The 17,789-nt window shown below is 37.9% G+C and carries 12 protein-coding genes; 3 read left to right on the top strand and 9 right to left on the bottom strand.

What is annotated here, in order from left to right; all coding sequences use genetic code 11:
• Positions 1-23 precede the first annotated feature (23 nt).
• A complete protein-coding gene (locus tag ACESSZ_RS04605) occupies positions 24-2,696 on the top strand; it encodes a PD-(D/E)XK nuclease family protein (RefSeq protein ID WP_331866695.1) in 2,673 nt (890 codons plus the stop codon).
• Positions 2,689-5,934: a UvrD-helicase domain-containing protein gene (locus ACESSZ_RS04600; protein WP_331866696.1), complete on the top strand. Its 3,246-nt coding sequence runs from the start codon at positions 2,689-2,691 to the stop codon at positions 5,932-5,934. The genes ACESSZ_RS04605 and ACESSZ_RS04600 overlap by 8 nt, the downstream gene beginning before the upstream one ends.
• A 99-nt stretch (positions 5,935-6,033) precedes the next feature.
• Here the strand turns inward: ACESSZ_RS04600 and ACESSZ_RS04595 are convergent, their stop codons facing one another.
• From ACESSZ_RS04595 to ACESSZ_RS04580, 4 genes are all read right to left on the bottom strand, one after another.
• Positions 6,034-7,389 carry an Ig-like domain-containing protein gene (locus ACESSZ_RS04595; RefSeq protein WP_196029255.1) on the bottom strand — a complete coding sequence of 452 codons (1,356 nt, stop codon included), beginning with the start codon at positions 7,387-7,389 and terminating at the stop codon, positions 6,034-6,036.
• Positions 7,390-7,529: 140 nt separating this feature from the next.
• Positions 7,530-8,093, bottom strand: coding sequence for a beta-glucosidase (locus ACESSZ_RS04590; RefSeq protein WP_499842696.1), 564 nt, complete (start codon positions 8,091-8,093; stop codon positions 7,530-7,532).
• 159 nt (positions 8,094-8,252) lie between these two features.
• Complete coding sequence (locus ACESSZ_RS04585) at positions 8,253-10,220, bottom strand: hypothetical protein (RefSeq protein WP_331866698.1); 1,968 nt, start codon at positions 10,218-10,220, stop codon at positions 8,253-8,255.
• A gap of 535 nt (positions 10,221-10,755) precedes the next feature.
• A complete protein-coding gene (locus ACESSZ_RS04580) occupies positions 10,756-11,481 on the bottom strand; it encodes a metallophosphoesterase (RefSeq protein WP_132225849.1) in 726 nt (241 codons plus the stop codon).
• Positions 11,482-11,606: 125 nt separating this feature from the next.
• Between ACESSZ_RS04580 and ACESSZ_RS04575 the strand changes: the two genes are divergently transcribed.
• On the top strand, positions 11,607-12,668 hold the full coding sequence (locus ACESSZ_RS04575) for a helix-turn-helix domain-containing protein (protein WP_196029261.1): 1,062 nt from the start codon (positions 11,607-11,609) through the stop codon (positions 12,666-12,668).
• A gap of 108 nt (positions 12,669-12,776) precedes the next feature.
• Here the strand turns inward: ACESSZ_RS04575 and ACESSZ_RS04570 are convergent, their stop codons facing one another.
• The 5 genes from ACESSZ_RS04570 to nrdG all read right to left on the bottom strand — a co-directional run bounded on the left by ACESSZ_RS04570 (position 12,777) and on the right by nrdG (position 17,778).
• Entirely contained in the window at positions 12,777-13,052 is a 276-nt protein-coding gene (locus ACESSZ_RS04570; protein WP_117547914.1) for a DUF3795 domain-containing protein, read from the bottom strand.
• A 232-nt stretch (positions 13,053-13,284) separates the two neighbouring features.
• Positions 13,285-14,088, bottom strand: a complete 804-nt coding sequence (gene proC / locus ACESSZ_RS04565) for a pyrroline-5-carboxylate reductase (protein ID WP_008978159.1) — start codon at positions 14,086-14,088, stop codon at positions 13,285-13,287.
• A gap of 11 nt (positions 14,089-14,099) precedes the next feature.
• Positions 14,100-15,152: a suppressor of fused domain protein gene (locus tag ACESSZ_RS04560; protein ID WP_331866699.1), complete on the bottom strand. Its 1,053-nt coding sequence runs from the start codon at positions 15,150-15,152 to the stop codon at positions 14,100-14,102.
• 296 nt (positions 15,153-15,448) lie between these two features.
• Positions 15,449-17,113 carry a hypothetical protein gene (locus ACESSZ_RS04555; RefSeq protein WP_331866855.1) on the bottom strand — a complete coding sequence of 555 codons (1,665 nt, stop codon included), beginning with the start codon at positions 17,111-17,113 and terminating at the stop codon, positions 15,449-15,451.
• Between the two features lie 137 nt (positions 17,114-17,250).
• Positions 17,251-17,778, bottom strand: coding sequence for an anaerobic ribonucleoside-triphosphate reductase activating protein (nrdG, locus tag ACESSZ_RS04550; RefSeq protein ID WP_331866854.1), 528 nt, complete (start codon positions 17,776-17,778; stop codon positions 17,251-17,253).
• Positions 17,779-17,789: the final 11 nt, after the last annotated feature.

Here is a 17,789-nt window from a genome sequence, read left to right as displayed (position 1 = left end):
GAAACGCTAAGGAGGAAGTTCACATGCTTGATTTCTCATCATTACCAATGGGCGCTACACTGCTGGCACCGGCACATCTGCATCCGCTCATTCGCCAAAAACTTTTACAAACGACCCATGGATTGTTAGGCTTGCGTTTATATACGCTGAATGGTTATCTGTCTGCCCAATCCTTGGAAGATGCGCCAAGTGAGGCTTCCATCTTATTTGCCTATCGCGAGCGTATCAAACAGCTTTCTTCTTCCTTACATATTTATCAAGAAGCTGCTCTCACTTCTGTTTTCTTAAAGGAATGTATGCAGTGCCTTTATGATCTTAAGATATGGCAGATTCCGCTGAGTGTATTAAGTGAACAGGAAGAAGCTCATGCTGAGCGAAAAACTATCCTGACTGCGTTGTATCCAATTGAAACACAAGGCGATTTGATTGTTAAAGCGATTCGTGAAATAGCGCATAAGGATGCGCATATGGTATATATTTATGATGCTTTCTTCACTCCACAGCAACAACAACTAGTCAACCTGTTGGTTAGGCAAGGTGCTACTTTATTACAGGATGAAGAAATTCCTCATGAACGAAAGTTTTATCATGCAGTGAATAAACGACAAGAAATTGAAGGCTGTGCCCAATATATCTTACGCCATGAGATGAAAGCTGAGGATGTTGCCATCACCTTGGCAGATACCTCGTATATCCCCATCCTGGAACAAATCTTTACCCGCTATCATATCCCTTATACAAACCTTGTGGCATCCGCTGCCAGCAGCATTATTGTCAAACGCGCACACATGCTGTTGAATTATTATTTACAGCCAACGCAAGAACATCTATTGGCCTGCTTAGATTGTGGTATCTTTCATGAGGAAACTTTATCCTCCTTACTGCAATATTTACAAATTTATCAAAAAGACTTCTTTCAGCCATTTAATCATTTACAAACACTTTCCACCACTTCTCATATTCTGAATGAAACGGATGTGGGAAAGCTGAAAGAAATAGAGGAACGTGCAGAAATTGCCCGACAGCATATCGCTGAACAATTACAACCACTCATGCATCCAGCTTCTTATGAAGAAATGTTACTCACCGTATTAAAACTTTTAAAAAACAGCCTGGGTAACGATATGCAGCAAAGTGCGGTTTTACAAGATGTCATGAACGTTATCAATGAAGTATATCCATATATAAAGGAAAAGGATGATATCACTTTTTTACTACAGTTATTAGCGGATATTACTGTACATTCCACGATTCATCAATTGCAAGGTGTCAGTGTCACCTCATTAAAACAGGGATCCTGTACCAGAAAACATCACTTCTTACTAGGCGCTACACAAAATCAATATCCTGCCTTTATGGCAAAACGTGGTATCTTTGATGAGCACTATTATGAAACCCTGCCTTATCCAAGCATGGAACATCGCTATCAATTGCATCTGAAACAGTTACGTAAGCTGCTAAACCGCAGCCAACATCTCTATATATCCTATCCCTTAGGTACGTATGAAGGAAAATCTTTAGAAGCTGCCTTAGAAATAGAACAAATGTTTGATGAAAGAGCTAAACCCTATCCTTTACAGGAAATGTATGAAAAAGCAGATATTGCGCTGACCATTACTTCGCAAACAGCCCATGCGCTGTTTGTTCGCAATCAGCAAATCAAAGGTTCCATCTCTTCTATTGAACGCTATGTAAAGTGTCCGTTTTCATATTTCCTGCGTTATGGGTTAGGTATTAGAGAACCTATGAAACTAGGCTTTGCGGATTCTTATATGGGAACCCTTTCACATTATCTGTTAGAAACCTTGACTAAGCAACAGGGGAAAGCCTATACAAGTGTATGTGAAACAACGCTTACCGCCTTGATTGACAAGGAAATAGACGCCCTTCAAGAAGTCTTTTCGGACATGCGTACCCGCTTACAGATTTTACGTATCCGTATCGAATCCAGCATGATACAGACATTGCGACGTTTAGCTTCTTTTGAGGAACATTCTCATTTCCAGCCCTGGCAACAAGAACGCGAATTTCAATATGAAATACCTGTAACATCGGATGTCACACTGGCTTTGCATGGCTTCATTGATCGTTTGGATGTATATGATGATATCCTATGCATTCTGGATTATAAAAGCAGTGCAAAAACACTATCGGAAACAAAAGTATTTGCGGCAATGCAGTTACAGCTTTTAACCTATTCCATCGTCATGGCCAAACTGGAACAAAAAGAAATTATGGGAGCTTATTATCTATCATTAAAAAATGAAAATATTCCCCATCCGGCAGGTAAGCTATCGCGCCGCAAGCCGGTTACCTATACACCGATTGAAAAAGCAGATCTACAAGATGCCATCATCAAAACGCATCGCATACATGGATGGACCATGTATCCGAATGTATCCTTATTAGATGATGAAGGCACGCATGTGAGCGGTGTTCGCTGCAATAAAGACCAGCTCATCAAAACAAGTAAATTATACGACTTACATAGCATAGAACGCTGGTTCACGAGCATATATCAGCAATTAGCCAAACGTATGCTGGATGGTGATATCGTCATAGAACCAAGTGAAGATGCCTGTCTATACTGTGATTTTCATGCTATCTGCCGTTTCCATGGTATGCCATTTGAACGCAAAGCCATGGTTGAAACAGATGATTCCCTCTATCGGAAAGGAGAGGATGAAGATGCCTAACTGGAATCCCCAACAGCTGAAAGCTATTCAGACAAAAGATAAAAACATCATGGTATCCGCCTCTGCCGGCAGTGGTAAAACCACGGTATTAATTGCCCGCTTAATGGATCTGGTGGTAAAAGATCGTGTTCCGATTGATGCCATTTTGGCTATGACCTTTACGGAGGCGGCGGCCAGTGAAATGAAAAAGCGACTGGCTGCTTCTTTACAGAAAGCCTATGAAGAAACAAAGGATCCTGAGGAACGTGCTTACATCACCCGCCAGCTTACAAGTATACAAACTGCCCATATTTCGACCATCCATTCTTTCTGCTTATCCATTTTACAAGAGTATTACTATATGATTGGCCTAGATGCTACGCGCATCACCAACATCATGGATAATGGAACGATGGTCTTATATCAGGGAGAAGCATTAGAAGAAGCTTTTCAAAACCAATATGCCAAACAGGATAAAGTTTTTATTGATCTTTGTGCCATGTTTTCCTCACGCAGTGAAAATGATGAGGCACTGCGCAAGCTGATTACCTCACTTGCTGTCATGGCCTCCTCACAAGCAAATTCCGATGACTGGTTAAACGCTTTGCTCATCCCTTATGATAATATCAAGCATATACAGGATCTGCCCATTGCCATACAAGAAAACTTCTTTTCCTACTTAGCAGTAGAATGTTCGCGTTATGAAGAAGGCATCTTGCGCATTCAGGAACTTTATCGTTACCGCTATGACAGTGAAGTAAAAAAAGCTGCATTAGTAGAACAAAAGGTACAGGCTTTGCCATCTTTACAAGAAACCTTAGCCAAACGTGATTATGAAGGCTTTCGTTTAGCCTTTCAATCCATTGCCCATGGTATCCTTCCTCCCTCTCCGGATAAAGAGGATAAAGAATATGTTCATTTGCGTAAACAATCACAAGAATTAGAAGATCGTTTATTAGGACTTTTATTCAGTGAGCAACAATTCATAAAGGATATGCAAGCATTAAAGCCTTACGTTCAAAAGCTGATTGAAATGGTCAAGGATTATCGAAGGAGCTATGCGCGTATAAAACAAGAACAAGCAGTCATTGATTTTGACGATATGGAGCATTATGCACTGGAAATCTTGCAGTGTAAAGATGGTCAGGTAGCACAGCGCTATCGTGAGCAGTTTACTGAAATCATGGTAGATGAATTTCAAGATAGCAATGATGTGCAAAATACCCTGGTTCAATCCATTTGCCGTGAAAATAATGTCTTTCGTGTCGGTGATATTAAACAATCCATTTATGGTTTCCGACATGCCAAACCTTCTTTAATGCGCGGTATCATTGAACAACAGGGTATCTATGATGAAGTCATCTATTTATCAAACAACTATCGTTCGAAAAAAATGATCGTTGATTTTAATAACCTCTTATTTAAACAGTTAATGAATTTAGACGGTTTCTCCTGCCGCTATGCCGATGCAGATGATGTAGAAACCGGCGTTGCAGAACAATTGCAAGACAATGTGCCAATCTGTTTTCATGCCATCTTTCATGATGAGATCAAGAAGGCCAATGCGTTGATTCTCGCTAAAAATGATCTGAAGGCCAGCTATATCGCCAATCAGATATTAGAAATACGTGAAAAAGAACAGCGTCAATGGAAGGATTTTGTCGTACTGGTGAGAGGAAATGCTCGTAAAGAAAATATGAAGAAAGTGTTTGATGAACTGCATATTCCTTATTTTATTGATGTGAAATCCGGTTTCTACCAATCCAGTGCCGTATCGCTGATGCTAAGTGCCTTGCGCGCCATCGAAGATCCGCATAATGATATCGCCTTAATCGCCATCTTACTATCTCCTTTATTCCCTTGTAGTGCAGAACAAATTGCCCAAAGCAAGCTGGCCAAACGTCAAGTGGCACAAAAGGCAAGTCAACAAGCTGCACATAAGGTATATGAATCTAGTTTTTATGCATATTTAAAGGAACATCCTATTCCCGGCTTTCAGGCCTTCGAAGAATTACGCAAAGAATGTTTTGGTTGTTCCCTTATAAAGACGCTGAATCGTTTATATGAGCAAAATAATTATTATGCATTGCATACAAGCGTGCAGGAAAAAACCAATTTGGATCTATTGTTTGAAAAAGGAGCAACCTTTGAACAACAGCAAGCCATGGGCATTCATGCGTTTTTGAATCAGATTGAACAGATTAAAGATGCTCAAACAGCAGAGGCAATACCGATTGGCAGTGAAGCTGATGTCGTCCGTGTCATGAGCATCCATCAATCAAAAGGGTTGCAGTTTCCGGTTGTCTTCTTATGGTCAAATGATGCCATGACAGCAATTGAATTTAAAGATTTATGTATCTGTGACAGTGAACTGGGAATTGCCTTAAAACGAATGGAACTGCCTGAACGCTATGTACGAACAACGATTCCTCGTATCGCCATGGAGCATAAAAAAGATAAAGAAGAGCTAGAAGAAGAAATGCGTATCCTCTATGTGGCTACGACACGTGCTCAGCAACAAATGCATATCGTAGACTGTGTTTTAGACCTGGAACAATATAATAAGCCTTTAACAACTTCTTCTATATACGATCGTGGCGGTTATACCTCCTGGCTCTTACAAACCTTTCTGCAACATCCAAATGACCTTTTCACCATTAAAGAAGTACATACCCTGTGGCAAAGTCTTCCTCTTCAGGAACCGATAAAACCTCAATATCACATACAGCCTTATCATCAAGAGGTGGAAACCTTACAGTTTGCGACAGCTTCTGCGAAAAAAGCTACAGATATAGCAATTACCCTGCAAAAGCCAAAAGGTATGCAGTATGGTACGATGATGCATAAGATGATCGAAGCCTTGGGCAATTCATCATACGAAAATACCGCAATTCGGCAATGTGCGGCACGCCTGCACATAACGCTGTCTGAACAAGATGTTAAGCGCCTGCATGACTTATATGAAAACGAAGTCTTTCAGCGATGCTTGAAAACCACCTGTTATTATGAGCTTCCTTTCATGGTGAAGGATGGTGAGGAAGTCTTACATGGTTTCATGGATTTTGTGGCAATACAAGAGAACGGTATTACCATTATCGATTTTAAAACCGATGCCATCTTTTCAGCTGATGAGTTAATAACAAGATATCGGGAACAGTTACTGTTGTATCAAAAGGCTATGAACACGCTATATCCAAACAGTAAGATCGCTTGCTATATTTATTCACTGCATTTATCTGAGATAATTCAAGTCTCATAAATGATTAGGTTATGCAGAGGGTACCAAACGGTATATGGTATCCTCTTTTTTTGTATCTGAATTTATAAAAAAAGAAGGATTTCTCCTTCTTGAATTCGACTAGTAAGTGTATGTGTAAGAGCCTTCATAATATCCTGTGATGCCCTTATAAAGTAATGCACCCTTTTTCAAAGTTCCTGCTGATGAGAACTTAAAGGTTATTTTCTTATAACTATATGGATTAATATTTAAAGCAAAATTTGTAAAAGTTTGATTCGCTATTAATTTACCTGTATAATCATAAATTTTAAAATTAATTTTCTTAAAGTTCTTAACCGTTGTCATACGATTATTGACTACATAAGTATCTAATCGTAAAGCTCCACCACTATAATAAACTTTTCTAACTGCTACCGAAGGATCACCACGATCATAATCAAATACATTGGTGGAAACATTATAAGATTTTGCGTTTTCTTTTACGCTGACTTTACATTTTGTCGTATACCCGTTTCGTTTCGCGTAAATATATGCCGTACCGGCTTTTTTACCAACCACACGGCCACTGCTATTTACCGTAGCAATGTTTTTATTTGATGAAGACCAGGTAATCTTACCTGTACCGCCATTTACTTTTAAGGTTGTATAAAATCCAGTATAGATACTCTTGCTGGTTGCATTCACGCTAGGTTTTTTCACTGTTAATTTACACTGAGCAGTATAACCATTACGTTTTGCCTTAATATAAACAGTTCCAGCTTTTTTCGTTGTGACATACCCTTTGCTGTTTACTGTCGCAATGCTCTTATTGGAAGATGTCCAAGTAATCGCACCGGTTCCACCAGTTACTTTCAGTGTCATATGAGAACCTAAATACAAAGATGCAGAATGCTTATTCAAAGCTGGCTGTTTCACTGTGATTTTACATTTAGAAATTGCCGTCTTTGATTTCGCCGTAATATAAGCAGTACCGGGTCTTACAGCTGTTACTTTCCCATACTTGTCTACTGTCGCAACACTTTTTTTATCAGATGACCATGTTACTGTTCCATAAGATCCCTTAAACGTTAATTTGGTCGTTCCTTTTACATACAGTGATGCGCTGGTCGTTGTTAAACCTCTTTTAAGAACGGTGATTTTACAAGTCTTTGTAATACCATTTGAGGTCATTGCGGTAATCGTAGCAGTACCAGGTGCTTTTGTGTAAACCAAACCAGTACTGTTTACGGATGCAACTTTGGTATTGCTAGAAGACCATGTAATCGCACTGTTTGTTGCATTGCTAGGTGTTAGTGTAGCTTTTAATTGTAAATGTTCATTTGTGTAAAGTGTTTTTGAAATATAATTAAATGAAATCTTTGAAACACTAACATCATTCCTTTGGCTTTCCATCGTTGCTGCTTGTACTGGTCCCATCATGCTAAACACTATAAATAGACTCATCAAACAGCCAATAAGCTTCTTGCATATTTTCATGTTATTCCCCTCCTAAGGCCAATTACGCCTTTAATAGGATTATTATAGCTTCATTTCAGGTACATGGCAATATTTCTCATACAATCGATTAAAGAAAGGCAAGATTTCAGTCTCTTGCCCATTATTTATGATCTAAACGTTTATGGTAAGGTGGATATCATAGAAAATTGTTGCAAATCGCAATTTTGAAGAAATTTTCTAACGGCTTCCCAAATGGAATACATAATATTTTCTAAAACACCAAGCTCCATACTATGAATGATCAGCTGCAGCAGATAATCCTCTTTTCCGGTATTTCGATCATTATCAAACATCAACAACAAAACAGCTATGAGATCATTTTTCTTTAAATACTCCAAATCCTCTTCCACCATATCCCCATTATGAAGTTGCATGGTTTCTTCTCCATGTTGACGTATTTCAGCATACACTTCTTTTGGTATCGCAATACGTCCTTTGCGATAAAATAACTGATCTTCCTCCTGCCATAATACAAAACGATTTGTAAAATCCATGACCCGCTTCGTAAGTGGTAAGCGCCAGTCTTCAAATGGTTCTAATTTGCCACTTTGATTCAGATCTTTAAACGCAAAGCCATCCTGCTCAATTATTTGTATACCTAGGTTGGGATTATAACTTAATGTTTTTCCTCCTTCATTTTCAATGATGTCATGTTCATGTTTATGAGTCAATTTCCATTTCATATAGAAACCTCCTTGTGATCTCTATTGTCAGTATATCACTAAACCCTGGCAAGATATGTCAAGTAATCTTGTGAAATTATGTAATCGTTATTACAAATCCAAAACCTTAGCATGAAGCATAGGAAAAGGGAGCTCAGCTCCCTTTATCATCCCTTCTGCTTATTTTGTTTTCACATGCTTTAAACTACTATAAGAACCATAGCATTTCTTTCCATCTATTGTTTTATAGGCTCTTACCTTTACATAATACGTTTTATTTCGCGAAAGCTTTATCGTTTTACTGCTGCCACTCATCGTATAGTTCCATTTCCCCTTGCTACTTGTCGCATATGCAATCTGATAACCGCTGGCACCAACGGCTTTCATGCTTACCTGAAGCTTTCCCTTCGCCGCCTTAACACTTACACTTGGTGCTTTCGGTACAATTTTAAAGCTTTTCACAACCGTGCCGGCATAATTACCTTTTTCGGTTATTTGTACAGTTCCCTTACCAACAGATGTGTTTTTTCCATATTTGACAGTATAATCTTTTCCCCTTTTTAATGTCGTCTTTCCATATTTTATAACAACTGCCGGATTCATTCTCTTCCCTGTATAAGAGCGTGTTGTTAAACCTGAATAACTTAACCCTGATATATTCTTTTTTACAATTGTAAAGGATTTCTTTATTAATCCTGTATAATTTCCAATACCTGTGATTTGGATTGTTGCCTTACCAACCGCTGTATTTTTAGTATAAGATAACTTATAATCTTTTCCTTCTTTTAAAGTTGTTTTGCCTAGCTTGACTGTCACAGAAGGTTTTATCTGTCCTCCTGTATACGTTTTATTTGGGATGGTTGCTACCGTGGCAGAAAGCAGACTGACTGACTTCACCGTTATATTAGCGCTTCCCGTTATCGCTTTATAATTAGGATGTTCAATCTTATAATATACTTTTGTCGTTCCTGCACTGGCTCGTAATGGTTTCTTTGTTGTCCATACGCCAGAAGGACTTGTTCTGTAATGTATGCTACTACCCGTTGGATAGCCACTCAAAGTAATACCATGCGCCTTAGCATCATACGTTCCAGAATAACCTTTCACCGTAGCAGTAGCTGTTTTTTCTTTAGTCAGAAAGAAGAAACCTTTTTGATTCGTCTTAAATGTTAATACGTTATCCTTTTCTACAGCCCTGCCCGCATAAGAAATGCCATTTGTTTTCGGATCATAATTATATAAATTATAATTACCGTTCGAAAGGTTTTCTGCCCGCATATAAATTTCCGCCATACCAGGAATGATCTTAGCATCCTTATTTATTTCAATCGTGTAAGCATTTTCTAGCTTATGATTTTTAAGATATGTGTTAAGCTGGGTATTGCTTATTTGATCATGCGCTGAAGGTTTAAATGAATTCGTACTATTCGTAATTTTCTTAAACATCATATGATAATCATGAAGATACCCATATTCACCAGAATAGAATATGATCGGCACATCAATTTTCTTTAATGACGTTAATTCTTGAGATGTGAAGGTTGTTGGATGCTTATAATGCATCTTTATCGTATCCTTATACATGCGATAGGCATTTTCACCGTCTGCCAAATCTGAATAATATGCCCCATCATAACAATATTTGTCATGATCTCCATAATAGTAACATTTCTTTTCTATCACTTGACTCGGTAAAACAAAGGCATTAATTTTATTCTTTTGTTTAGCCATTTGATATTCTTTTATCGCATATTCCAACCATTGATTTGAATCTTTTTGTATTTCACCTGTCGCAACATAATTATAAAAATCCGAATAATTAACAGTAAACTTCGTATTATCAAGGCCAGCTTTCACCCCAGTTATAGTCCCATAAACGCCATTTTTTCCTCGTGTTTTACCATCGATATAATAACGAAAATAGCTATCATGTCCTGTATAATCAAATTCACGATAGATTTCTAAGCTATTTTCATTTTGATTACTTTTACATGCTTGTACTTCTTTTGCCGTTCTTGTCCGATCTTGTTTCTCTGCAGCATACAGTGAACTGACTTCAATTACAGATAATCCCAATAACAAAGCCAAACAAGTAATGAATCCTTTTTTTAAACTAAATTTTTTTAAACTAATTTCAACATTTTTCATACATTTCTCCCTTTCCTTTTTAATATTCAAATGAATTCTTTATATCTTAGCCTCATCTCCTTTATGATACAGTCATTAAATGTCCTAATACATAGATATTCGCTAATCGATCATTGCTTATAATCTTCCATAGCCCATTATCGTTATATACATGATATTATAGTTTTTTGTTAAGTTATAGTTGTGACAAAAGGTGTGACAGGAATTCCATTTAGAGCAGGCATCCAGCAAATCATGTATAGTAAAAGCTGGCTTGTGCATATCAAGTTACAAACAAGAAAAAACTGTCAGAATATGAGAAAGTTTTATAGCTTTTCACTAAACTACTTTCCGTAATTCTGACAGTTTCTTTTACAATGCCGATAGCTGATGTTTCTATTTGAGAGGATTCTGCTTACTCACTGTCCGCATATTCTCCCATTATCAACGTTGCTATTTTCATATTAACATCTTTTTTGCACATAACCTTTATCATAAAATATGCTCGCATCCCCTGTGTGGATAAAAGATAACACTATGTAAGTGTTAACCCCTTTTAAAAATAAAATACTTTTCGATCATCCAAGCGCAACAATGCTAATTGTGTATATGCATTATTTGCCGCACACCCACAGTCAATATTAATCACATGTGCATCTTCTATACTTCTATTTCCTGTCCATATCGTGTACGGTCTGCTATCTTGCAAATATAAGGTAGGCGTATGTCCTAAAATTACGCAACGATCATTAAAAAATGCCTCATCTTTTTCGATTCGCTCCCAAACAAAATCCTCAACACACACCTCTGTATCTTCCAGATCCTTCATCCTTACACAACCACTTTGAAATTGCATGCAAGGATAACCATGCACCAGATAATACTGCTGCTCTTGCACATGTACATCACAATAAGCCAGTGGAAGATCGGCTAGATAAGATAAGATTTCTTCTTGTTCCTTTATTGTCAGCTTTTGAAACTGGGCAATGGTTACCTGACAGTGATTACGCTGCCAGCGATCCAGGATTAACATCTTATCGTATAAATCCATTTTTTCATCTTTTAATGCCTGATAATACTGCAGCATCATATATTCATGATTTCCCATCAGCATCTTCACATTGCTTCGTTGCATGACATCCTGTAAAATGACGATACCATCAGGGCCACGATCAATCACATCTCCTAAGATGTACAAAGTATCCTCTTCATGAATTTTTTCCATCATACGATCATAGCGATCCTTTAATCCATGCACATCACTCATCACATAAACAGCCATAGAATGCTCCTTTCTCAACTAACAGTTGAAATTTTCATAAAAAACTTAACAAATACTCGCTTGTCGTTGCGCTTTTGCTCAACTATAATAAAACCATACAAGGCCATGTATAGAAAGAGGTTTATATGAAATATAGTTTAGGAAATAAAATACGCGAATTGCGCTTACACAAACAGCTGACACAAGAGCAGCTTGCCCAACTTTGCAAAGTAAGCAGTGCAGCGATTAGTAAATGGGAACATGACCTTTCTTATCCCGATATTACTCTTCTTCCTATTTTAGCACGAATCTTCCATGTGAGTACGGACGAATTACTTAATTTTGAAAGTGAACCAAGTGAAGAAGAAATTGTAGAAATGGCTAAAAAAGCTTTGGAAATGTATCAAAGCGTTCCTTTTGAAGAAGCTTTTGCCTATACGAAAGAATTGTTATATACCTACCCAAACAGTGAATTACTGAAATTGCGCATTGCGTCAAATACGATGTATGTCATGATGTTTGGCGGTGAAAAGAATGGTGCTGTCTATCAAACATTTGCGAAAGAACTATGTGAAGAACTCATCAACAGTACCAGCGATCCTATCAAGGAAGGAGCTGTTATTTTTCTTGTGGATTTTTATATGATGGAAGAAAAATACGACAAGGCAGAACAGCTGTTAGAAAGCTTTCCAAAGCATTTTGATCCAATATCCATGTTGCCAAGCATTTACTTAATGCAAAAGGATTATGTAAAGGCAAACAAATTATTGCAGGAACAATTATATCAGCATTATCATGCCATCTGCATGAATATAATGTCCTTAGCAACCATTGCCAGAAACACGCATAAGAAGGAAGAAATTAAAGCCTATCTAGATTTACTAAAGGCGCTACAAACAATCTTTCATATGGAAGAGGATATTTCCTTTATGCCGATTACAGAAGGTTATTATGAAGATAAACAAGAAGCCTTGTATTATGTAAAACGCTATGTGGATATGTTGTTGCATTGGGATGAGATGGCAAAACGCAAAGAAGCTTTATTGAAACAAACACTTTGGTTTCAAGAGATTGCATTGGATAAAAACAGCTTACCTACCATTATGGGAAAGGAACAACTGTTACAGCTCTTAGACGATAAAGATTTGGATTATCTAAGAGAGGAAGAAGAATTTCAGGCATTATATAAGAAGATACAAAACAGTTAAATTCGGATGCTGATGCAAAAAGCAACCTATATAGAGAAAGAGTCGTATAAGTGATCATACGGCTCTTTTTAATGAATAGTGATTATTTACATATGTATAGAGTATTCTCTACCCTTTTTCGCCTTGCATCGCATGCCATTTTTGACAATTGCGCAAACGCTCTCCCTGATCTCCTTGCTTTTCATCATAAGCAAAGGATTTTGCTAAGGCGCATGGAAATTGCGCACATTCTCCACAATGGGCAAGCTTTTTTTCTTCAACACAGCTTTTTACCGGACATTGTTCTCCCCAAAATGGTTTTGTAATCTGTAAACAACCGGCACAATTCATCGTGTTTTGAAATTCGCACTTGCTGCAACAGATACCACATCTTGATTCTATCATCTTCATCACCATCGTAATGACATCATCATTACCGATCCTTTCTTCCCTTATAGTATAAGAGATGAACGCCCTTATTTCATGTAAAAAAAGGACATAATTAGGGATCTTCCTAAACGTTACCTAATCATAAGACTTAGCAAAGATATCTAAGCTCTTGTTGTTTGGTAAATACCTTAGGCGACATGGTCACAAACATCAAAAAAGGGATGCTATTACTTCATCCCTATCTTCGTTATTTCTTTGTCATCTTACGACTTTTATCCGCACAAGCTCGCATACCTTCCATGATGGCACTACGCAAACCTTTTTCTTCCATTTTCATGACAGCCTCAATGGTCGTACCGCCCGGTGAACAAACCATATCTTTAAGCTCCCCGGGATGTTTCCCGGTTTCTAATAACATTTTAGCAGAACCAAGCATGGCTTGTGCCGCAAATTTATAAGCATCTTTTCGCGGCATGCCCTCTAACACCGCCTCATCTGCCATAGCTTCCAAAATCATAAACATGTATGCCGGTGAAGAACCACTGACTACCGTTACCGCCTCCATCATTGACTCCTGTACTTCTGCACATTGTCCAAAGCTTTCAAAGATATCAATGATATCTTCTTTATCATCCTTACTCATCATCTCTCCAAACGCTAGTGCACTCATTGCCTCACCAACAAAAGCAGGGGTATTGGGCATCGCTTTTACCGCTTTCACCTTACGATGAAACATTGCATACAGATCTGCTAAGGTAACACCGGCAGCGATATTCACCATGATTGCATTTGGTTTCACATGCTCTCGTATTTCTTCAATGATCTTGCCATACATATGCGGTTTGACAGCAAGAAATAAAATATCCGCATTGCAGGCTACAGTTTCATTATCACTGATATACAAATCATAAGTTCTGCTTAATGTTTCCAGTTTCTCTGGATGCTGATTACTGACGATCATATGATCGCCATCCACTAACTGTGCCTTCATAATGCCTTCTACCATAGCTTTTCCCATATTGCCACAGCCAATAAATCCAATTGTTTTCATATGTGTGCCTCCTATCGTGTATGGGGTTCCTGTATCAGTTTTCCCAATAAAACAGCTTTTTGCTGTTCATCCTTTGTTTGTTTAAACTCTTCTTGTGTAATTGGATGAATCCATGTCAGATGGACACCTTGTTTTTTAATTGATAAAGCTAAAGCGTCGGCAAAATGATCATCATCTAACAATATGCAATACGATGTATCATGAAGCTGCATATCCAAGGTATGCTGATCAGCCAGACAATCCATTTGTTTCCAAGGCAGCTCGCATAAACCGGCAATTTTTGCAAAGACTTCCATTTGCTCATCTGCGCTATATACATCTTTTCTTAAGGCGATAGCAAACTCACTACGTGCATAAGATTCATAATCATCATAATAGCTATCTGCATTTGGCATCGCAAACATTCCCACACCAATTGTAAATGCATATAGGACTTCATCCTTTTCAAAGGTCATTAACAGACGGCTTGGAAATTGATCCTTATGCAAATCATAACAGTTGCTTGCCTTGCCAAAGATCTTACACAAATCTTCAAAGTAAGGCGTATGATAAGCTTTCCATACCTCATTAAATTCCTGTGCCCAGAAGGCCTTTCCTGCTTGCATGCGTGGTGCTAAAGTTTCATAAGCATCCATCAGCTTCCATCCTACCATCGTATTTTCTTTCAAATTACGGGTATACCCGCTAAAGCTTTTTCCATCAGCCCAGCTTGGGATAATGCTGTAGAGCTCTTTTTGATAATATAAAGCTGCGATATGCCCTTCTTTGCTCCAAACAATTTCAATATTGTCTTCATCCCAAGGTGAAATATCTGTTGGATCCTGCAAAAATTGCTTTGGCAGCATAGGCTGATGATCCTTAGCAATCGCATTCTGATCAAACGCATCCGGTGCTGCTTTCAGATTTTTGACCCAACAGGCACTGCGGGCAATTAAACGCTGTTGTTCATAATCCAAATCATACATATAGAAATAGATGCTTTCACCATCACTGATAACATCTGCCGCAATCGGACATAGCGGTGATTGTGAAAACGCCAAACTTTCTTCTTTTATTTGCTCCATTCCATAACAGCCTCCTATTTCTTTCTATTATTATACAAGATATCGCAGACGATGAACAGTTGTTCAAAGAAAATAGTCATTTGATTCTTGCTCATTGGAAAGAAACATCATATTTTAAGTATCTTATGAGCTTTCTGTTTGTATTCTAATAGTATCATCGATCTCTTTCTCATCTTACTCATCATATGAAACATGATTACAGTATTTTGCATAGTGTATGAGATGCTGAAGCATACAAGCATAACAAAAAGTGAAGCTTTCATCCTATTGCTTAGATGATTGCTCCACTTCCTTGCTTATTTAATTTCTTTAATCGTTTTAATTCCTTCCGTATCAACATAAGTGATATTCAGCTTATCCTTTGGTTTTAAGAATACCAGCTGATTCTCATATTTCGTTGTAAAGGAGATCTTAAAGATTTCATTGTTCTCTGCCTGAATATAATACAGTGTATTTCCTTCCACATTTAGTTTTTCAATAGATTTCACCACAATCGTTGCCGTCTTCATACTTTCGGCACTGATATTGTCACTGGACGTACCTAACAGGTTCAAAGTCTTTTTAAACAAGGCATCCAAGCCTTCATCACTGGATACGGTCGCAACCTTTTGATAATCAACTGCTGAAACTGTCGCATACATCTTAATCAAGCCATTGTCTTTCAATGACATTAAATACACTGGGTTGCCTTTGATATTGATCAATAATGGGAAAGTAGACTCATAGCCATAGTTTTTCACTTCGGATTGTGCACTCTTCATAGCGCTGGTTTCATTTGCTCCGGCCGTCGCAATCTTCATTGCTTCATGAGTTCTCAGATTCACTAATACAAAGCCTAAGTTGGACTCATCGGCATTCGCAGATGTAATACCACTATACAGCCAAATATCGCCATCTTTTTCTAAATAATTATAGCCTTCACTTGTTAAGGTCACACCATTTTGTCCAAACACGGAATTCCAATAGCCGCCTTGCAAACTACCATTTTCATCTAATTCATTAATAACCAGTGATTCAGGGAAAATACGGTCAGCCCATGTCGGTATCTTTCCTTTATCATATTTTGTACTTTCACCGGTAATCGGATCAAGGAAAATTGCCCCTGTTACACTCTTCTTCGCCCCTACCCCTTTATAGGTATAGGTCGAACAAATATACCAAGGTCTTCCTTTTTCATCAATTTCAAAAGAAGGAGAACCAAAGATTTCAGTTGGATGTTGGAAACGTAAATGACGCATCAGATTTTCATTAAACATTGCCGATGGGACATATTTCATTCCATCCAATCCCAAATCCTTTAATTTTACCAAAGATGTTTTTCCACTTGTACTATCTACCGTGATATAAGCAGGAATCCCGTTCCCTTTATTTTTAAAATACTTAATGAAACCATTGTAGGTTAACGGGGTCACGCGATACACACTGTCTTTATAAGAAATCTGTGTATATTCATCACTGACATTAAACTGTGATACCCATTCACTCATATTGCCCATTACCTTATCACCCAGACGTATTGAGCTATCTCGATCAATGATGGGTGTCTTTTTGAAATCCACTTCCGGAATTTCCTTAAACTTTACATCCTTCACCGCAATACGGTTTGCATATTCTTTTGCATGGAAGATTTTTGAACTGATTAAGGATGACGCAAAAGGAAAGATAATCATGATGGCTAAAGCAATCGCACTTAGTTTTGCCGCGGTTTTCCAATTGCTTGTTTTTGCTGTTGCATCATGTACCGTCTGCTTCGTGAATTTGCCTTTTAATCTATCAAATGCATGCATTCCCTGATTGGTTAAAGAGAAAATCAGGGTGATAATTAAGATTGGTCCTACGGTAAAAATCAGAAACTGCCAAAACTCTGGCGCATGCCAGTTTAATGGCGGTAATGCGACATAGAAATATCCGAAAACATATACCAGATATACCGGTATGATAAATAACATATATTTTTTCATATAACGCACCTCACTTTTTGATAGTACTTACTATATCATATTTATCACAAAAGATACAGAAAGTTTTCTTATCAAAGTTTTTCACAAAGATAATATGAAAACTGTGAGCAAATCAGCTTCACTCACAGTTATATACACTATCTTTTCTCATCCATTAATACGATGTGATGACACTCTCTGGTTTTCTTCATATCAATCAGACGCTGATTGCTAGAACCACGGAAACGTAAAGTAATATCCTTTAACTCTTCGATAAAACGTCCATCGACCAACACATCAATAAGCGAGAGTATTTCATCGGTATCCTCGCCATATCGTTTCCCTTGCACAATTAAATCTTCATCCAATGTAAAACCGGTAAAACACCAGATATCTTTTTCCGGCAATTCTTTGCGCACTTTTCTTAATAGCTTTACCAACACTTTTTGATTCTCGAATTCAAACGGTTCCCCGCCAAGTACTGTTAAGCCTTTAATATAAGGAGAAGCCAATGCCTGCAGTATTTCTTGTTCACTTTCTTCTGTATATGGCTGTCCATAGGTAAAATCCCATGTTTCCGGTTGGAAACAATGCGCACAGCGATTTGTACATCCGGATACAAACAAACTAACGCGTACCCCGGGACCATTGGCTATATCATACTTTTTAATTGCTCCATAATACATGGCGATTGCTC

The sequence above is a fragment of the Eubacterium sp. 3_1_31 genome, assembly GCF_964249515.1.
Taxonomy (GTDB): domain Bacteria; phylum Bacillota_I; class Bacilli_A; order Erysipelotrichales; family Erysipelotrichaceae; genus Longicatena; species Longicatena caecimuris.
This window is presented reverse-complemented; position numbering and strand designations above follow the sequence as displayed.

What these genes read in the sequence shown, in the direction of transcription:
- ACESSZ_RS04605 (WP_331866695.1), top strand. Translation starts at nt 24, where the DNA reads ATGCTTGATTTCTCATCATTACCAATGGGCGCTACACTGCTGGCACCG.
- ACESSZ_RS04600 (WP_331866696.1), top strand. Translation starts at nt 2,689, where the DNA reads ATGCCTAACTGGAATCCCCAACAGCTGAAAGCTATTCAGACAAAAGAT.
- ACESSZ_RS04595 (WP_196029255.1), bottom strand. Translation starts at nt 7,389, where the DNA reads ATGAAAATATGCAAGAAGCTTATTGGCTGTTTGATGAGTCTATTTATA.
- ACESSZ_RS04590 (WP_499842696.1), bottom strand. Translation starts at nt 8,093, where the DNA reads ATGAAATGGAAATTGACTCATAAACATGAACATGACATCATTGAAAAT.
- ACESSZ_RS04585 (WP_331866698.1), bottom strand. Translation starts at nt 10,220, where the DNA reads ATGAAAAATGTTGAAATTAGTTTAAAAAAATTTAGTTTAAAAAAAGGA.
- ACESSZ_RS04580 (WP_132225849.1), bottom strand. Translation starts at nt 11,481, where the DNA reads ATGGCTGTTTATGTGATGAGTGATGTGCATGGATTAAAGGATCGCTAT.
- ACESSZ_RS04575 (WP_196029261.1), top strand. Translation starts at nt 11,607, where the DNA reads ATGAAATATAGTTTAGGAAATAAAATACGCGAATTGCGCTTACACAAA.
- ACESSZ_RS04570 (WP_117547914.1), bottom strand. Translation starts at nt 13,052, where the DNA reads ATGATAGAATCAAGATGTGGTATCTGTTGCAGCAAGTGCGAATTTCAA.
- proC (WP_008978159.1), bottom strand. Translation starts at nt 14,088, where the DNA reads ATGAAAACAATTGGATTTATTGGCTGTGGCAATATGGGAAAAGCTATG.
- ACESSZ_RS04560 (WP_331866699.1), bottom strand. Translation starts at nt 15,152, where the DNA reads ATGGAGCAAATAAAAGAAGAAAGTTTGGCGTTTTCACAATCACCGCTA.
- ACESSZ_RS04555 (WP_331866855.1), bottom strand. Translation starts at nt 17,113, where the DNA reads ATGAAAAAATATATGTTATTTATCATACCGGTATATCTGGTATATGTT.
- nrdG (WP_331866854.1), bottom strand. Translation starts at nt 17,778, where the DNA reads ATGTATTATGGAGCAATTAAAAAGTATGATATAGCCAATGGTCCCGGG.